Genomic DNA, 15,213 nt, shown 5'->3' on the forward strand with positions numbered 1-15,213 from the left:
GTTCATATGTTCATGTATGGTGGATGGGTCGTTGGTCCTGCCCTGCCCTGAAGGGTTCCTCTGCCATGTCCTCCACCCTGATCGAGCGCCCCGCGCCCACGGCCGCGCCTCGTTCGGATGTCGTCCCGCGCCGCCGCACGCGGGTCTTCGCACTGCCCGAGACCCGCTGGGCCGCCGCCGCGACGGTGCTGTTCCTGATCGCGCTGCCGCTCCAGCTGACCGGCGCCCCCGCCTGGACCTGGGGCCCGTTGTACGCCCTCGCCTACGCGACCGGCGGGTGGGAGCCCGCGTGGGCGGGGTTGCAGGCGCTGCGCGAGAAGACCCTCGACGTCGACCTGCTGATGATCGTCGCCGCGCTCGGGGCCGCGGCGGTCGGGCAGGTGATGGACGGCGCGCTGCTGATCGTCATCTTCGCCACCTCCGGCGCCCTGGAGGCGCTGGCCACCGCCCGTACCGCCGACTCGGTGCGCGGACTGCTCGACCTCGCCCCGGCCACCGCCACCCGGCTGCTGCCCGACGGCGGCGAGGAGACCGTGCCCACCGAGGAGCTCGCGGTCGGTGACACCGTCCTCGTGCGTCCCGGTGAGCGGATCGGCGCCGATGGCAAGGTCCTCGACGGTGCGAGCGAGGTCGACCAGGCCACCATCACCGGCGAGCCGCTGCCCGTGGCCAAGGAGACCGGTGACGAGGTCTTCGCCGGGACCCTCAACGGCAACGGCGCGCTGCGGATCCGGGTCGAGCGGGACGCCTCCGACTCGGTGATCGCCCGGATCGTCGCCATGGTCGAGGAGGCCTCCGAGACCAAGGCGCCCACCCAGCTCTTCATCGAGAAGGTCGAACAGCGCTACTCGATCGGCATGGTCATCGCGACTCTCGCCGTCTTCGCCGTCCCGCTCGCCCTCGGCGCGGCCTTCACCGGCTCGCTGCTGCGCGCGATGACCTTCATGATCGTCGCCTCCCCGTGCGCGGTGGTGCTGGCCACCATGCCGCCGCTGCTCTGCGCCATCGCCAATGCCGGACGCCACGGCGTGCTGGTGAAGTCGGCCGTCGTGATGGAGCGCCTCGGCCAGGTCGACGCGGTCGCACTGGACAAGACCGGCACGCTCACGGAGGGCACCCCGCGCGTCACCGACCTCCGTCCCCTCAGCGGTTCCGGCCTCACCGAGGAGGAGCTGCTGGCGCTCGCCGCCGCGGCCGAGCACCCCAGCGAGCACCCGCTGGCCCGCGCCGTCCTCGACGCCGCCCGCACCCGGGGCCTCGCCCTGGCCGACGCCGAGGACTTCACCTCCACCCCGGGCGTCGGCATCACCGCCACGATCGACGGCCGCACCCTCGCGGTCGGTGCACCGACGCGGCTGATCAACGGTCGTACGGACGCGGTCTCCGCCCGCGCCGCCGTCATCGCCGCCGAGCTGGAGGAGGCCGGCCGCACCGCCGTCCTGGTGGAGGCGGACGGCGTCCCGGTCGGCGTGCTCGGCATCGCCGACCGGCTGCGCCCCGACGCCGCCGGGACCGTGACCGCCCTGACCGGGCTCACCGGCCGCACGCCCATGCTGCTCACCGGTGACAACCCGCGGGCCGCCGCTCACCTCGCGGCCGAGGTCGGCATCACGGAGGTGCGGGCCGGTCTGCTGCCGCAGGACAAGGTCGCCGCCGTCCGCGAGCAGGAGACGGCCGGGCGCAAGGTGCTGGTGATCGGCGACGGCGTCAACGACGCGCCCGCGCTTGCCGCCGCCCACACCGGCATCGCGATGGGCCGGGCCGGCTCCGACCTCGCCCTGGAGACCGCCGACGCCGTGATCGTGCGCGACGAACTCGCCACCGTCCCCGCCGTGGTGGCACTCTCCCGGCGGGCCCGCGGCTTCGTGGTGCAGAACCTGGTGATCGCCTCGGTGTTCATCTCGGTGCTGGTGGTCTGGGACCTGGTCGCCACCCTGCCGCTGCCGCTGGGCGTGCTCGGCCACGAGGGCTCGACCGTCATCGTCGGCCTCAACGGCCTGCGGCTGCTGCGTGAGGCCGCCTGGACCAAGGCCCGTGCCGAGGGCGGCCGGTGAGCCGTCGAAGCAGGAAGGCCGCCGCCCCCGCGAAGGGGTCGGCGGCCCGCTGCACCGTCACCGTCTGCCGGGGCTGCTGCTGCGGCACCCCGAAGGTGCCCGGCGTGGACCACATCGCTCAGCTCGAAGACCTCCGCACCTCGCTCGCCGGAGTCGCCGACGTGCGCCCGACCCGCTGCCTGGACGCCTGCGAGCAGGCCAACGTGATGGTGGTCCAGCCCTCCGTCGAGGGCCGCAAGGCCGGTGGGCGCCCCGTGTGGCTCGCCCTGGTCAACGACGAGGAAGCCGTCCGCGACATCACCGCCTGGTTCGAGGCCGGCGGCCCCGGACTCGCCGATCCGCCGGGTGTCCTCGACCTCTACGCCTTCCAGCCCTCCCGCCGGATCCGCCAGGCGCTCGACGACTGAACCGGACCCGCGCCGAGGGGATGTGACGCGGGGAACAGCGGCAGTGAGTGTCAAGAGGAGGTAAAGCTCCGGTATGGTCTACCCCTGCGAAGGGGAGTAGCCCCGCGAACCGGTCGTCGACACACTGGAGTCATCCGCCTCCCGGTGGCCGGGCCCGTGATTCGGTACGGATCCGGGCGGGCGAGACCTTCGGTCCATGGTCGACGACGGAAACAGCGCGTCGGCGGGGCCGAAGCCTGCCCGTGCCCCTCGCGCCGGCCGTCCTTCGGACCCGCGCCGAGGCGGGAAGGCAGGACGGATCCCGTGATCCATTTCGTGTTGCTCATCGTCTGCGCGGTGGCGATCTACCTCTCGTGCGAGTGGTTCGTCAACGCGGTCGAATGGCTGGGTGAGCGTCTCAACGTCGGGAAGATGGCGGTCGGCACGATCCTGGCCGCCTTCGGCACCGCGCTGCCCGAGTCGGTGGTGACCCTGGTCGCGGTCACCACGGGGGCCACCCAGGAGGCCAGGAACATCGGCGTGGGTGCTGCCATGGGCGGTCCGCTCGCCCTCGCCACGGTCGCCTACGGCGTCACCGGCGTGATGCTCCTGCTCCACCGCCGAAAGGCACGCAGCGCGGCCGCGGCCCCCGTTCCGGTGGGGGTCGGCGGACGGGACGACGCGGTCGCGTCCATCGGCAGCGTCCCCGGCGGCGGCCAGGCGCTCGGCGGCGAGAGCGACATGAAACGGCTGGCCAAGGACCAGAGCTGGTTCTTGCCGATCTTCGCCGTCAAGGTCGCGCTCGGTCTGGTCGCCTTCGCGTTCAAGCCCGCCCTCGGCATCCTGTTCTTCGCGGCGTACGCGGCCTACTTCTGGCGGGAGATCCGCAGCAGCCGCGCCGCGGGCGAGGAGGAGGACGAGGAGGAGCTGGAACCGCTGAAGTTCCAGCGGAAGAAGGCGTCCCCCGACACCTGGGCGGTGGTGGCCCAGACGCTCGCCACCTTGGTGGTGATCTTCTTCGCCGCGCACTTCTTCGTGAAGCAGCTCGACGCGATCGGTCCGATGCTCGGCCTGTCGGCCACCGTGACGGCTCTTCTGCTGTCCCCGATCGCCACCGAACTGCCGGAGATCATGAACGCCGTCATCTGGGTCCGTCAGGGCAAGACCAAGCTCGCCCTCGCGAACATCTCGGGCGCGATGATGATCCAGGCCACCGTCCCCAGCGGTATCGGCCTGCTGTTCACCCGCTGGCACTTCGACGGTGCGCTGCTGTGGTCCGGGGTCGTCACCATGGCTGCGATCGTCTACCTCCTGCTGACCATGCGCGCCCACAAACTCACCCCGGCCCGGCTCGGTGTGACGGCGCTGTTCTACGCCGTCTTCGCGGTCGGGCTGATTCCCGTCCTCAACTGATCGCGACGGGAGCCGTCTGACGCCCCGGTGGCGCAGTTCGGCCATGGGCCGGGCCCGCGCCCCGGTCCCGGCCCCGGCCGAGGACGACGAGGGCTGGTCTCACACAGAGCACGGCATCTCCGAAAGCAGGGCTGCCCTCAGCCGCGCGAGGTGGCGCGCAGGCGCAGGCCTTCAGTCGCGAGACCTCCGAAGGTGGTGACGTGGTAGCCGGGTTCCGGTCCGGGCGGCTCGCTCACGTGGTAGCGGCGGGCGGTCTGCGCGGTCAGGAGCGTCAGCACGGCCATGGCCAGAGCGGCTCCCTCGCAGCCGTGCGGTCCGGTGCCGAAGGAGAGGAAGGCCCCGGGTCTCGCCGGCGAGCCCGCATCGTCGAGCCAGCGTTCGGGCTGGAACCGGTCCGGTTCGGGGTGTTCCCGTGCGTCGCGGTGGGCGGTGTAGGGGCAGACGAGAACGGTGGACCCGGCGTCGATGGTGTAGCCGGCGAGCTGGGTCCGTCGCGTGGTACGCCGGGTCAGCAGCCAGCTCGGGGGGTGCAGTCGAAGCACCTCGCGGACCAGCGCCTGGGTGTACCGCAGGCTGTCGAGGTGGGCGCTGGTCGTCGCGGCCGGGTCCGCGGGCAGCAAGGCGGCTTCCTCCGCGACGAGGCCTGCCGCCCGGGGGTACCGGGCCAGGTGGAGCAGGATCCATCCGGCCGCCCGGGAAGGCGTCTCGAAGGTGGCGACGGTGATTCCGGGGAGACTGTCGAGGATGGCCTCTTCCGGCAACAGGCCGTAGCGGGGGGAGGGCCGGAGCATCTGTCCCAGCACGTCGTGACCGAGGCGGCCCGATGAACGGCGCCGGCGGACGATGGGCCGCAGCGCCTCGGTGAAGGCGACTTGCTGTCGGGTGCGGAACCGTCGTGCCGGTGTGGGGATCCAGCGCGGCCACACCCAGCGCGAGGGGCGTACGAGCAACTCCCGGGCCTGGAAGAGCTGTGAGGCGAAGGGCAGCAGGGCGGGAGCGTCCTCGGAGAAGAGGTAGCGCACGCCGATCTCCGCCAGCGCGCGCCGGATCGGGGGCAGGATCTCGACGTCCTGGCCGGTGGGCCACTGGTCGGTGAATCGGGCTGTCCCGGGCGCGATCTCACCGATCCGGGCTGCGACCGCTTGCGGGCGCAGCCCCCGCATGCGGGCGGCGTGAGCGTGCACCCGCTCCTCGGGCGTCGGTGCTCCGCTCGCCCGCTTCAACGGGGGGAAGAGGGGCGAGGGCGGCTTGGGGAAGTCCTGCTCGCGGCGCAGGACTGCTTCACACTGCCCGGCCGTAGCGGTGACGTAGACGCCCGGCTCCAACCGCCAGACGTCTCCGCACTCGTCAGCGCCGCGGCGTGCTACCGTCAGCCGGTCGCGGCTCCAGGCAGCGAAGCTGCCTTCGGGCAGCCGGGGCGGCTCGTTCATGCGGCCCATGGGATCGTCCCTGACCCTCTTGCCCGTCCAGGCCGATGTCGTCGGCGGCGTGGCCGGGGCCGGCGGACGCCCGAGGGCGTTCGCCGGCAGTGCGGTCAGCTCCAGTCGTGTTCGCCGTACGCACCGTAGTGGCGGGTGAAGGACAGCTTGCTGAGCAGCTTGGCAATCATGATGCGCTCCTCTCGCCTCGCTTCAGCACCAAGTGCCATATACTCCATACTTCCACATCTGCCCTATGTGTCATTTCCAGGGCATCGGCCGCACACATGGATGCAGGCGCGTGCTTGCGGGCCGGGCCCGTAGCCGGCCGACGCCGTCCTGGTGCGAACGTCCCCGAACCGGGGTCCGTCAACTGCCCGTGGCCGCATGCTTGGCCGGCTCCAGGAGTGCCTCCAGGTCGTCGTGGGCGGCCTCGGCCGCGCAGAGGGCGGTCGAGGCGGCGAGGCCGGCGAGCGTGGCGGCGGACCGGAGGTGGCGGCGCGGGGGCGAGCAGGGCGGTGACCCTGCGTGGCACAGCGCCGAACGCGGCCGGGCGAAGGCGTCCGAGCAGGCAGGCCCGTCCGGTAGACCAGACGGCGTGCCGTCAGGCAACCGGCCCAGCTCCGCGCGCGCTCGCGAAGCGGGCCTGGTGAGCTGTGCCGGGAGCCCACGACCCGGTCGGCCTCCCGGACAGCCTGAGGGAGGAATCCGTGCCGGACACGACGACGTCGTACGCAGACCTGCGCGCGCTGGTGATCAACTGCACGCTGAAACGATCCCCCGAGCGCAGCCACACCCAGGGCCTGATCGACGTCAGCACCGGCATCCTCGAACGCCAGGGCGTCGCCGTTGACGTCCTGCGCGCGGTGGACCTCGACATCGCCACGGGCGTCTGGCCGGACATGACCGAACACGGCTGGGAGACCGACGAGTGGCCGGTGATCTACTCGCAGGTCATGGCCGCCGACATCCTCACGCTGGCCGGACCTGTGTGGCTGGGAGACAACTCCTCCGTGATGAAGAAGGTGATCGAGCGGCTCTACGCGTGCTCGTCGATCCTCAACTCCGAGGGCCAGTACGCGTACTACGGCCGGGTCGGCGGCTGCCTGATCACCGGGAACGAGGACGGCGCGAAGCACTGCGCGATGAACGTCCTCTACAGCCTCCAGCACCTGGGCTACACCGTCCCGCCGCAGGCCGACGCCGGCTGGGTCGGCGAGGCGGGCCCCGGCCCCTCCTACCTCGACCCCGGGTCGGGCGGGCCGGAGAACGACTTCACCAACCGCAACACCACCTTCATGACCTGGAACCAGCTCCACCTCGCCCGCATGCTCAAGGACGCCGGCGGCATCCCGGCCCACGGCAACCAGCGCTCCGAGTGGGACGCCGGCTGCCGCTTCGACTTCGAGAACCCCGAGCACCGCTGAGCCGCCGGTCATTGGTGTGATGGGACTGGATGCCCGGCCGGGTGTGGCTGATCGCTGTGTGGTGGAACTGCATCGGCCGATCCGATGAGGAGATCTTGCAGGCACGAGCCGATGGGGAGAAGGGTTCCCCGGTTCGGTGAAGTGCACGGCTACGACGGTGTGCGGCTGCCCGGACTGACCCCGCAACCGACACCCCTCCCGCAGCGTCTATGCTCGTCGACCGTGCTCGTTCGATCACGGCGAGCCATGGAGCTTTTGGGGGAGAGCAGCCGATGTCCGACTCGGTGGGGTACACCGTCCAGCCCGACGCGCTGGACCACGTGACCACGGGACTCAACAACGTCGCAACCGACCTGGCCTCCGCCAACCAGGCCTACACCGCGCAGAAGCCCTACCAGTCCGCCGACTTCGGCGAGTTCGGTGTGGACCAGGCGTGGGCGGGCTTCGACACCAACTGGAGCCAGGAACTGCACGTCACCCAGCGCGCCGTGGCGCAACTGGTCCAGAAGATGTCGGCCACCAGTGCCAACTACCGCGCCGCGGAAACAACGGCCGCCGCATCGCTGACCCCGGCGCAGACCCGATGAGCAAGGTCGCAGACCTGCAGAAGGCGCAGCAGGCCATCGCGCACCCCGGTTCCGACTTCTTCATCGGCCCCGCGCTGCTCGGCGCGATCGGCAAGGCCCTGGCCGTGGCCGGGCCGGCCGGGAACCCGGGCGTGATACGCGAGCGGGCCAAGGCGTACTCGGAAACCGCGAAGGCCTATGCCAAGGCGTCCACCGACCTCGGGGACGCCGCCGACAACCGGCTGCCGAACGCCTGGACCGGCTCGGTCGCCGAGAACGCCGCCCAGTCCATCCGGGCGCTGGCGAACGAACTGGCCGTCTCCCAGAAGTCCCTGGAGCAGGCCGCCACCGAGCTGAACGCCTGGGCGGACAATCTGGAAGGGGCTCAGAGCACCGACGCGCAGGGCGTGACCGCCCTGGAGAACGTGCAGAAGTCGCTTGCCCACGACGTCTTCGACATGAGCAAGGCCATCGCCGCCATCGAACCGGCCAACACCGCCGTGGGAACCAGGATCTCGGCCGCCCAGCGGGCGGACAGCAGCGGCACCCGCGCCGCGAGCATGCTCAACCAGCTCGCCGCCAGAGCCCGCACCGAGCGCGCCGGACAGGGGCCGATCGATCCCCTCGCGGCGCTGGTGCTGGCGAACGAGAAGGGCCCCGGGGGCAACGCGGACGGCGACTACATCCTGACGGACGGCCAGCTCGACCGCGCCAAGCAGTTCATGTCCGTGATGAACGGTGCCGACCAGCTCGCCTTCCAGAAGCTCCTGTCCGGCGCGAAGTCACCGGAGGAGGCCGCCTACCTCTGGAAGGCCCTGGCGGCCGGCCACTCGGTGGCCGACGTCCAGAAGTTCGCCGCGCTGATCCACCCCCACGGCGACGACCCGCTCTGGCTGTCCGAGCACCTGGTTCCGGCGCTCGGTTCGGATCCCTTGCGGGGGGAGTCCACCACCCAGGCGACCGGGCTGACCTACAAGGGCACCGCGGTCCTCGACGGCTTCGACATCTACGGCCAGGGCAGCGTCAACGACTGCGTCGCCGCCTCGACGGTGGTCGCGAGCCTCAAAATCGACCCGGTGACGATGCTCCAGCTCACCACGGGCAACATGACCGACGTCCCGGGGTCCGACTCGCCCGAGTACTTCAAGCAGCGCCTCCAGCAGCTCTTCATCGGCCAGTACCAGCAGGGCCAGCTGGCCGACGGCGGCCAGAAGGTCTACCCGGAGAACAACGGCGGGATCGGACCGAAGGGCAACACCTTCCTCGCCGACCAGAACCTCGGGAAGGCCACGGGTTCGACCTACGAGTACGTCAACCTGGACACCGACGACGACCGGCGCGCGGCCGTCACCCGGATCGAGAAGGCCCTGGACGAAGGCAAGCCGGTGCCGTTCTGCGCCTTCGACGAGGCCAGCGCCGCGAAGGGCGAGAACGGCAACTACCACCAGATGGTGATCGTGGCCCGGGACGGCGACCGGTTGCAGGTCTACAACCCGTGGGGCCAGTCGGTGTGGGTGACCGAGGACCAGTTCATCCACAACCACCTGAACGACGGTGGCCTCACCGGCACGACGAACATCAACCGGCCCTACGGAGCGGAGCTGCCGAAATGACCGACATCCTCCCGGACGCCGAGCTGATGACCGGCTACGACGTCGAGTCCGCCCTCACCCGCGGCCTGCTGATCGACGGAGTCCCGCGCCGGGTGCTCTTCGGCGAGGCGGCGATCGCCGCCTCCTACCAGGCCGAGGCCCTGCGCATCGGCCCCGACCCGCTGGGCGTCCTGGCCCAGTACGTCCGCGCCGCCGGCTTCGCCGGCGCGCTCGACCTGCCCGAACCGGTGATCGGCCGCGAACCGGGCGAGCTGGTCCGCGGCTGGCTGCGCGCGGCCGCGGCCGGCGGGGCGGACCTCGGCCGCGAGGTCCTGTTCGCCCGCTGGCTGGCCGAGGTCGCGCTCCTGATCGCCATGCGGCGCCGAGTCCGGGAAGAGGGCAGCTGATGCGCCGAACCGTCATCACCAGCGTGGCGGCGCTCCTGGTCGGCGCCCTGCTGCTCGTCTCCTACCTCGACGGCTGGTGGTCCGACTCCGGCCCGGCCGGCACCACGGTCGCCACCGCCATCCGACCGGAGGTGGAGGTGCCCCTCCCCGACAAGGCGTGGGACGCCACCTCCCCGTATCCGACCAGCACGGTGACCCTGACGGTCGGACAGCGGCTCGGCGTCAGAACGATCGGGGGCGCCCTGCAGAAGAAGTGGTACCTCTACTCGGCGGGCGACGACATCGTGCTGCGGCCCGGCAAGGACTTCGTCATCAGCTCCTGCCCACCGCAGCCGGGCTGCACCTCCGAGTTCGACCTGACCTTCACTGCCCTGGCGCCCGGAACCACCACACTGACGTGGTTGTTCGGCGAGGGGGGCTGCCGTGCCGGCGTACCGAAGTACGAGTGGGAAAGGTGCGACATCTCCAAGAGCATCCAGGTCACCGTCCGCTGAACAACAGCAGGATCGCGATCGGCGCCGTGCCGGTGGGAAGGCGGCCGATCAGGGTGTCTCCCAGCAGGCCGGTGACGTGCGGCGAGCCCAGGACAGCGCGGTAGCCGCTGCCCTGGGCCGGGCCGCAGGCGGTGGTGGCGCCCAAGGAGGAAGTCCTCCGGTCGTGCGGCGGCCGGCGCGCGGCCCCTTCGCCGGCCGCCACACGCACCCCGCCCGGGGCGCCGTGGACCCCATGACATCAAAACTTAACGTTTCCGTGAAAAGTCGTCAGGCGTAAAGTCTTCCCCAACTCCTGCCCAATCTGGCATGTTTCCTTCAATTCTCGTGCGATCCCCCTCACGCACGGGCCGAATCGGAGGACACGTGTCACCCCTGATATCCCGGCGGCTCGGCCGCCCGGCCGCAGCCCTCGCCGTGCTCTCGGCCATGGCGCTCGCCACCCCCACCGCGTTCGCGACCGCCGCCACCGCGACCACCACCCCCACCGTCCCCGGCGCCGTCTCCGCGCCCGCCGCCCAGGCCCCCGCCGCCCCCGCCGTCGCGGGCACCGCGGCGGGCTGGGCCGCCGGCACCCGCGCCTACCTGGTGATCAGCGCCCCCGCCGACATCGCCGCTGCCAAGACCGCGGTCGCCGCCAAGGGCGGTACGGTCTTCGCGAGTTACGACCCGATCGGCGTCATCGTCGCCCACTCCACCAGCGCCGGCTTCGCCGCCGCGCTGCGGACCGTCACCGGCATCCAGCAGGTCGGAGCGACCCGCACCTCCGACGTGCCGGCCGACGCCTACAGCCCGGCCCTGCCCGCCAACCCCGCCCAGGCAGCCACCACGCTCACCGAGTCCAACCGCTGGGACATGACCCAGATCAAGGCCGACCAGGCCTGGAGCGTCACCACCGGCTCGCCGTCCGTCAAGGTCGGTGTGCTCGACACCGGCGTGGACGACCAGCACCAGGACCTCGCGCCGAACTTCGACGCCGCCGACTCGGTCTCCTGCGCCTACGGCAAGCCCGACACCCGCAGCGGCGCCTGGCGGGACGTGGACACCCACGGCACCCACGTCGCCGGCACCATCGCGGCCGCGAAGAACGGCAAGGGCGTCATCGGCGTCGCACCGGGCGTGAAGATCGCCTCGGTCCGGATCGCCGAGCCGACCAGCACCCTCTTCTACGCCGAGAACACCGTCTGCGGCTTCGTCTGGGCCGGCGACCACGGCTTCAAGGTCACCAACAACAGCTACTACACCGACCCCTGGCAGTTCAACTGCCCGAACGACCTCGACCAGGCCGCCATCATCGAGGGCGTCAAGCGCGCCCAGGAGTACGCCGAGGGCAAGGGCTCGCTGCAGGTCGCGGCGGCCGGCAACTCCAACTACGACCTGGCCAACAAGACCACCGACACCGAGAGCCCGAACGACTCCACCAAGGTCGCCCGGACCATCAGCAACGCCTGCCTCGACATCCCCACCGAACTCCCCGGCGTGGTGACCGTCGCTGCCACGGGCAGCGGCAGCGGCAAGGCCTCCTACTCCAACTTCGGCCGAGGCGTCATCGACGTCGCGGCGCCCGGCGGCGACGGCGCCACCGGCGTCTACTCGACCCTGCCCGGCGGCAAGTACGGCACCAAGAGCGGCACCTCGATGGCCTCCCCGCACGTCACCGGGGTAGCCGCGCTGATCGCGAGCACCGACCCCTCGCTCACCCCCGCCGACATCCGGGCCCGGCTGGCCGGTCAGGCCAACGACCTGGCCTGCCCCGCCTCCGACAGCCGCTGCACCGGCACCACCGCCAACAACGGCTTCTTCGGCGAGGGCCAGGTCGACGCGCTGAAGGCAGTCGGTGGAGCCACCCCGCCCACCGGCAAGTACTTCGAGAACACCGCCGACGTGGCGATCCCCGACAACACCACGGTGGAGAGCCCGATCACCGTCACCGGCGTCAGTGGTAATGCCCCGGCGGCGCTCAAGGTCGGCGTGGACATCAAGCACACCTACCGCGGCGACCTCGTCGTCTCCCTGGTCGCGCCCGACGGCACGGTCTACCTCCTGGAGGACTTCCCGAACAACGACAGCACCGACAACGTCGCCAAGACCTACACCGTCAACGCCGCCGCGAGTGCGGCGAACGGCACCTGGAAGCTCCGGGTGAAGGACGGCGCCTCCGGTGACACCGGCACGATCGACGCCTGGAACCTCACTTTCTGACCTCGCGGTTCCGCCCGGCCGCCCGACGCCCAACCGCGTCGGGCGGGCCTGATCACGGGGACCGAGGACGGTGCGAAGCGCTGCGCGATGAACGTCCTCCACAGCCTCCAGCACCTGGGCCGCACCGTCCCGCCGCAGGCCGGCGCCGGCTGGGTCGGCGAGGCCGGCCCCGGGCCGTCCCACCTCGACCTGGGCTCCGGCGGTCCTCGTCCCGTAGCGTTTGCCTTCCACCGCGGGAACCCGCGGTGTCCGAAGGGGAGGGTCACATGAACTCGATTCTGTCGAAGGCCCGTTGGTTAGGCGCCCTGGCGGCGGGTGCGGCACTGCTGCTCGCCGGGTCCGGCTCCGCCGGCGCCGTCACCGGCACGTCCGGCGGGCCGGTCCCGGGTGTCCCGCGGACCGTCGAACTGGACTCGTCACCCGCCTCGGTGGCGGTCAGCCCGGACGGGCGCAAGGCCTACGTCGCGGTGAAGGACAGCATCAAGGGCGCGAAGGTGAAGGTGGTCGACACCCAGAGCGGGGCGATCACCGCGGTGGTGACGCTGTCCACCGGGCTCGGGGCCGGTTCGGGGCCGCTGGCCGTCAGCCCCGACGGTTCGCGCGTCTACGTACTGTTCTCGACCGCCCGCAAGGCGCCCCTGGCCGACCTCGCCGCCATCGACACGGTCACCGACACCGTGGTGTCCAGCACGGAGGTACCGGACCAGCCCCGGCCCGACGGGACCTTCCCCGGCGCCCTCACCTCGCTGGCGGTCAGCCCGGACGGCACCAGGGTCTACGTCGGGCAGGACGGACCGGCCCGCTATCACCGCCCGGCCGAGCCGAGCGCCCGGGTCCTGTCCTTCTCCCCGCAGCAGCAGGGCTTCACCGCCGCCGTGCCGGTGCCCGGCCGCTACCTGGGCTCGATCGTCACGTCGCCCGGCGGTGACACCGCGTACGCCGCCACCGACGAGAACCTCGTCCACCTGGACACCAGCACCGCGACCCCGACCGTTGCCGGCGCCATCGCCGCCCCGATCGGTTCCGTCCCGAGCCTGGCCCTCTCCCCGGACGGCAACCGGCTCTACGGCGTGGGGAACGGCGGCACCGGCTACGCCGTCGACCTCGCCGCCGGCACCCTCTCCACCATCGACATCGCCCCGGGCCAGTGGCTGCAGAACCCGTCGGTGGGCGCGGACGGCACCCGGCTGTACATGGTCCAGCAGGACCTCACCAGCGCCGACGGCACGGCCTCGGTCCTCGCCCTGGACACCGCGACCAACACCCTCGTGCCGGCCGAGGGCATCACCGGCCTCACCTGGGTGACCGGCCTGGCCCTCGGCCCCGACGCCCGCACCTTCTACCTCACCGTCAACTCCACCCTGCAGATCATCGGTTTCTGACCGGACCCGCACCGCCCCGCACCGCACCGCCGGTGCCTTGCCGCGGCGTCGAATGCCGGTCACCGCTCGGCCGCGGGCGGGGACGTTTCCGGACTCCGGTCGTCCCCTCCCGTGGCAGCCGGGTCCTGATCGACCCCGGGGCGACGTCACGGTGACGGCGTGCCGCCCGTGACGTCCTGGACCGCACCACCGTCGCTGCACGCCGTGGCGGCGGCACGCGGAAGCACACCGGACGGCCGAGCCGCGAACGGCCTGCGCGTGCAACGGTTCCGGCTGTGGGCCCGGACGCCCGTGTCGGGGCGTCCGGGCCCGGTGCACACGGACCGGGGGCCGACCTCGGCCGAAGGCCCGAAGCGCTCAGCAAGCCGACGCGGCCCCGTCGTTCGACCGTCCGCCCCGGCCCGCCACGGATTCGGACACCGCGACGAAGGCCCGCACGAGGGGGCGGTCGTCTCCTCGGCGGGCGATCGGCCGGGCCCGGGCGCTCGGCGCGGCGAGGCTGTTCCTCGGCACGAACAGCAGGCTGGCCCCCGCCGTCCACCTCTACGAGGACGCAGGGTTCGTGAGGATCACCCGCGACCGGCTCCCGGTGGCCGACTACTACGCCCGCGCCGACCTCCTCATGGAACTGGGCTGAAGTCCCGGGCGCGGCTTCGGGGCCGCCCGCGGGTGCGGACGGCCGGGACACGGCCACGGCACGCCGGGACACGGCCCCGGGCGGTGGCGGGGCCGCTCAGGACGGCAGGAAGCGGGCGCCCGGGCCCGGGCTGCGGTAGACGGAGTCCGGCGGTACGTCGGTGTGTCCGGCGGCGCAGGTCAGGACGAGAGTGACCGGTTCGTCGCAGCCGTGGCCGCCGGCGGTGCCGTGCCGGACGACGACCGACGGGCCCTCGTCGTCCGCGAGGTACTTGTCGCCCCACTCCAGCAAGGCGATCACGGTGGGCCTCAGGTCGATGCCCTTCTCCGTGAGGCGGTACTCGAAGCGCTGCCGGTCGCCGGGTTCCTGGTACGCCACCCGGTGCAGCACCCCGGCGGCGACGAGGCCGTCGAGCCGCGTGGAGAGCAGGTTGCTGGCGATTCCCAGCCGGGTCCGGAACTCCCCGAAGCGGCTGACACCGTCCAGGGCCTCCCGCACGATCAGCAGCGACCACCGCTCGCCGACCGCCGAGAGTGCACGCCCGACCGAACAGTTCGCCGGGTCGATCCGCCGTTGGTGCCGTTGCTCCGCCATGGCTCGATCCTAGACCGCCCGAAGCGCCTGGGTTGACAATCTCCACTCAGCCCCGGCTAGGCTCCGACCCATCTGAGTTGAGAAATTAAATCCAGGAGGCGGCGGCCATGCCGATGCTCGACGTCCACATCCCCGACGGCGCCCTGCGGCCGGAGGCGGAAGCGGCCCTGCTCAACCGCATCACCGAGATCCTGATCCGCCACGAGGGCTTCGACCCCGCCGACCCGGCCACCCGCTCGGTGTCCTGGCTCTTCCTGCACCGGCCCGCCGCCGTCTACGTCGGCGGCGAGATCGCGGACGCCCCGCGCTACAAGGTCGTCCCGTCCGTGCCCGAGGGCCAGCTCGACGCCCGGAAGCGCGCGGGCGTCATCGCCGACGTCACTGAGGCGATCCTGGACGCCGAGGACGGCGCCTGGCCGCGCGACCCCGGCCGGATCTGGGTCTTCCCCACCGAGATCCCCGAGGGCCACTGGGGCGGCTTCGGCAGGGTCAGGCCACTCGCGGCGATCCTCGCCAGGCTCACCGGCCACGACCGCGACCGGGCCCGCGCGCTCGCCGGGCAGCGCATCGCCGAGAGCCGCGCCGAGCACGCCCGACTGCCGTAGGCGTCGGGCGGTCGCGAGGCAGTTCCCGGACAGCCTTCG

The 15,213-nt window shown here is 71.9% G+C and carries 14 protein-coding genes and 2 pseudogenes; 13 read left to right on the forward strand and 3 right to left on the reverse strand.

Annotated features, from left to right (window positions below; genetic code table 11):
• Nucleotides 1-65 precede the first annotated feature (65 nt).
• The 3 genes from AB0O11_RS10190 (at nucleotide 66) to AB0O11_RS10200 (ending at nucleotide 3,853) form a co-directional block, all read left to right on the forward strand.
• Nucleotides 66-2,054, forward strand: coding sequence for a heavy metal translocating P-type ATPase (locus AB0O11_RS10190; protein WP_363383840.1), 1,989 nt, complete (start codon nucleotides 66-68; stop codon nucleotides 2,052-2,054).
• Nucleotides 2,051-2,461, forward strand: a complete 411-nt coding sequence (locus AB0O11_RS10195; RefSeq protein ID WP_363383842.1) for a (2Fe-2S) ferredoxin domain-containing protein — start codon at nucleotides 2,051-2,053, stop codon at nucleotides 2,459-2,461. The genes AB0O11_RS10190 and AB0O11_RS10195 overlap by 4 nt, the downstream gene beginning before the upstream one ends.
• A gap of 303 nt (nucleotides 2,462-2,764) precedes the next feature.
• Nucleotides 2,765-3,853, forward strand: coding sequence for a sodium:calcium antiporter (locus AB0O11_RS10200; RefSeq protein WP_363383843.1), 1,089 nt, complete (start codon nucleotides 2,765-2,767; stop codon nucleotides 3,851-3,853).
• A 137-nt stretch (nucleotides 3,854-3,990) separates the two neighbouring features.
• Here the strand turns inward: AB0O11_RS10200 and AB0O11_RS10205 are convergent, their stop codons facing one another.
• Entirely contained in the window at nucleotides 3,991-5,283 is a 1,293-nt protein-coding gene (locus tag AB0O11_RS10205) for a cytochrome P450 (RefSeq protein ID WP_363383845.1), read from the reverse strand.
• 698 nt (nucleotides 5,284-5,981) lie between these two features.
• On the opposite strand from AB0O11_RS10205, the gene AB0O11_RS10210 reads away from it, so the two are divergent.
• The 6 genes and pseudogenes from AB0O11_RS10210 (at nucleotide 5,982) to AB0O11_RS10235 (ending at nucleotide 9,757) form a co-directional block, all read left to right on the forward strand.
• Nucleotides 5,982-6,698 (forward strand): flavodoxin family protein, encoded by a 717-nt coding sequence (locus AB0O11_RS10210; protein WP_363383846.1) that lies wholly within the window; start codon nucleotides 5,982-5,984, stop codon nucleotides 6,696-6,698.
• Between the two features lie 47 nt (nucleotides 6,699-6,745).
• Nucleotides 6,746-6,869, forward strand: a pseudogene (locus AB0O11_RS10215) (pirin family protein); the annotation flags it as partial.
• 101 nt (nucleotides 6,870-6,970) lie between these two features.
• Nucleotides 6,971-7,285, forward strand: a complete 315-nt coding sequence (locus AB0O11_RS10220; RefSeq protein WP_363383848.1) for a type VII secretion target — start codon at nucleotides 6,971-6,973, stop codon at nucleotides 7,283-7,285.
• Nucleotides 7,282-8,877 (forward strand): hypothetical protein, encoded by a 1,596-nt coding sequence (locus AB0O11_RS10225; protein ID WP_363383850.1) that lies wholly within the window; start codon nucleotides 7,282-7,284, stop codon nucleotides 8,875-8,877. The genes AB0O11_RS10220 and AB0O11_RS10225 overlap by 4 nt, the downstream gene beginning before the upstream one ends.
• Entirely contained in the window at nucleotides 8,874-9,263 is a 390-nt protein-coding gene (locus AB0O11_RS10230; RefSeq protein ID WP_363383852.1) for a hypothetical protein, read from the forward strand. Before AB0O11_RS10225 ends, AB0O11_RS10230 begins: the two co-directional genes overlap by 4 nt.
• Entirely contained in the window at nucleotides 9,263-9,757 is a 495-nt protein-coding gene (locus AB0O11_RS10235; RefSeq protein WP_363383854.1) for a hypothetical protein, read from the forward strand. Before AB0O11_RS10230 ends, AB0O11_RS10235 begins: the two co-directional genes overlap by 1 nt.
• On the opposite strand, the gene AB0O11_RS10240 is transcribed toward AB0O11_RS10235, so the two are convergent.
• Nucleotides 9,744-9,902, reverse strand: coding sequence for a hypothetical protein (locus AB0O11_RS10240; RefSeq protein ID WP_363383855.1), 159 nt, complete (start codon nucleotides 9,900-9,902; stop codon nucleotides 9,744-9,746). The two genes, AB0O11_RS10235 and AB0O11_RS10240, sit on opposite strands and share 14 nt — an antisense overlap.
• Before the next feature lie 218 nt (nucleotides 9,903-10,120).
• Between AB0O11_RS10240 and AB0O11_RS10245 the strand changes: the two genes are divergently transcribed.
• From AB0O11_RS10245 to AB0O11_RS10255, 3 genes and pseudogenes are all read left to right on the forward strand, one after another.
• Entirely contained in the window at nucleotides 10,121-11,956 is a 1,836-nt protein-coding gene (locus AB0O11_RS10245) for a S8 family serine peptidase (RefSeq protein ID WP_363383857.1), read from the forward strand.
• Nucleotides 11,957-12,004: 48 nt separating this feature from the next.
• Nucleotides 12,005-12,163, forward strand: a pseudogene (locus tag AB0O11_RS10250) (flavodoxin family protein); the annotation flags it as partial.
• 59 nt (nucleotides 12,164-12,222) lie between these two features.
• Nucleotides 12,223-13,338 carry a YncE family protein gene (locus tag AB0O11_RS10255; protein WP_363383859.1) on the forward strand — a complete coding sequence of 372 codons (1,116 nt, stop codon included), beginning with the start codon at nucleotides 12,223-12,225 and terminating at the stop codon, nucleotides 13,336-13,338.
• Between the two features lie 733 nt (nucleotides 13,339-14,071).
• Here AB0O11_RS10255 and AB0O11_RS10260 read toward each other — a convergent pair.
• Nucleotides 14,072-14,569, reverse strand: a complete 498-nt coding sequence (locus AB0O11_RS10260; RefSeq protein ID WP_363383860.1) for a helix-turn-helix domain-containing protein — start codon at nucleotides 14,567-14,569, stop codon at nucleotides 14,072-14,074.
• A gap of 107 nt (nucleotides 14,570-14,676) precedes the next feature.
• On the opposite strand from AB0O11_RS10260, the gene AB0O11_RS10265 reads away from it, so the two are divergent.
• A complete protein-coding gene (locus AB0O11_RS10265; protein WP_363383861.1) occupies nucleotides 14,677-15,174 on the forward strand; it encodes a hypothetical protein in 498 nt (165 codons plus the stop codon).
• The last annotated feature ends 39 nt before the right edge of the window (nucleotides 15,175-15,213 follow it).

It is taken from the genome of Kitasatospora sp. NPDC093102 (assembly GCF_040683915.1).
In the GTDB taxonomy this organism is placed as follows: domain Bacteria; phylum Actinomycetota; class Actinomycetes; order Streptomycetales; family Streptomycetaceae; genus Kitasatospora.

What these genes read in the sequence shown, in the direction of transcription:
- AB0O11_RS10265 (WP_363383861.1), top strand. Translation starts at nt 14,677, where the DNA reads ATGCCGATGCTCGACGTCCACATCCCCGACGGCGCCCTGCGGCCGGAG.
- AB0O11_RS10260 (WP_363383860.1), bottom strand. Translation starts at nt 14,569, where the DNA reads ATGGCGGAGCAACGGCACCAACGGCGGATCGACCCGGCGAACTGTTCG.
- AB0O11_RS10205 (WP_363383845.1), bottom strand. Translation starts at nt 5,283, where the DNA reads ATGAACGAGCCGCCCCGGCTGCCCGAAGGCAGCTTCGCTGCCTGGAGC.
- AB0O11_RS10230 (WP_363383852.1), top strand. Translation starts at nt 8,874, where the DNA reads ATGACCGACATCCTCCCGGACGCCGAGCTGATGACCGGCTACGACGTC.
- AB0O11_RS10220 (WP_363383848.1), top strand. Translation starts at nt 6,971, where the DNA reads ATGTCCGACTCGGTGGGGTACACCGTCCAGCCCGACGCGCTGGACCAC.
- AB0O11_RS10235 (WP_363383854.1), top strand. Translation starts at nt 9,263, where the DNA reads ATGCGCCGAACCGTCATCACCAGCGTGGCGGCGCTCCTGGTCGGCGCC.
- AB0O11_RS10225 (WP_363383850.1), top strand. Translation starts at nt 7,282, where the DNA reads ATGAGCAAGGTCGCAGACCTGCAGAAGGCGCAGCAGGCCATCGCGCAC.
- AB0O11_RS10255 (WP_363383859.1), top strand. Translation starts at nt 12,223, where the DNA reads ATGAACTCGATTCTGTCGAAGGCCCGTTGGTTAGGCGCCCTGGCGGCG.
- AB0O11_RS10190 (WP_363383840.1), top strand. Translation starts at nt 66, where the DNA reads ATGTCCTCCACCCTGATCGAGCGCCCCGCGCCCACGGCCGCGCCTCGT.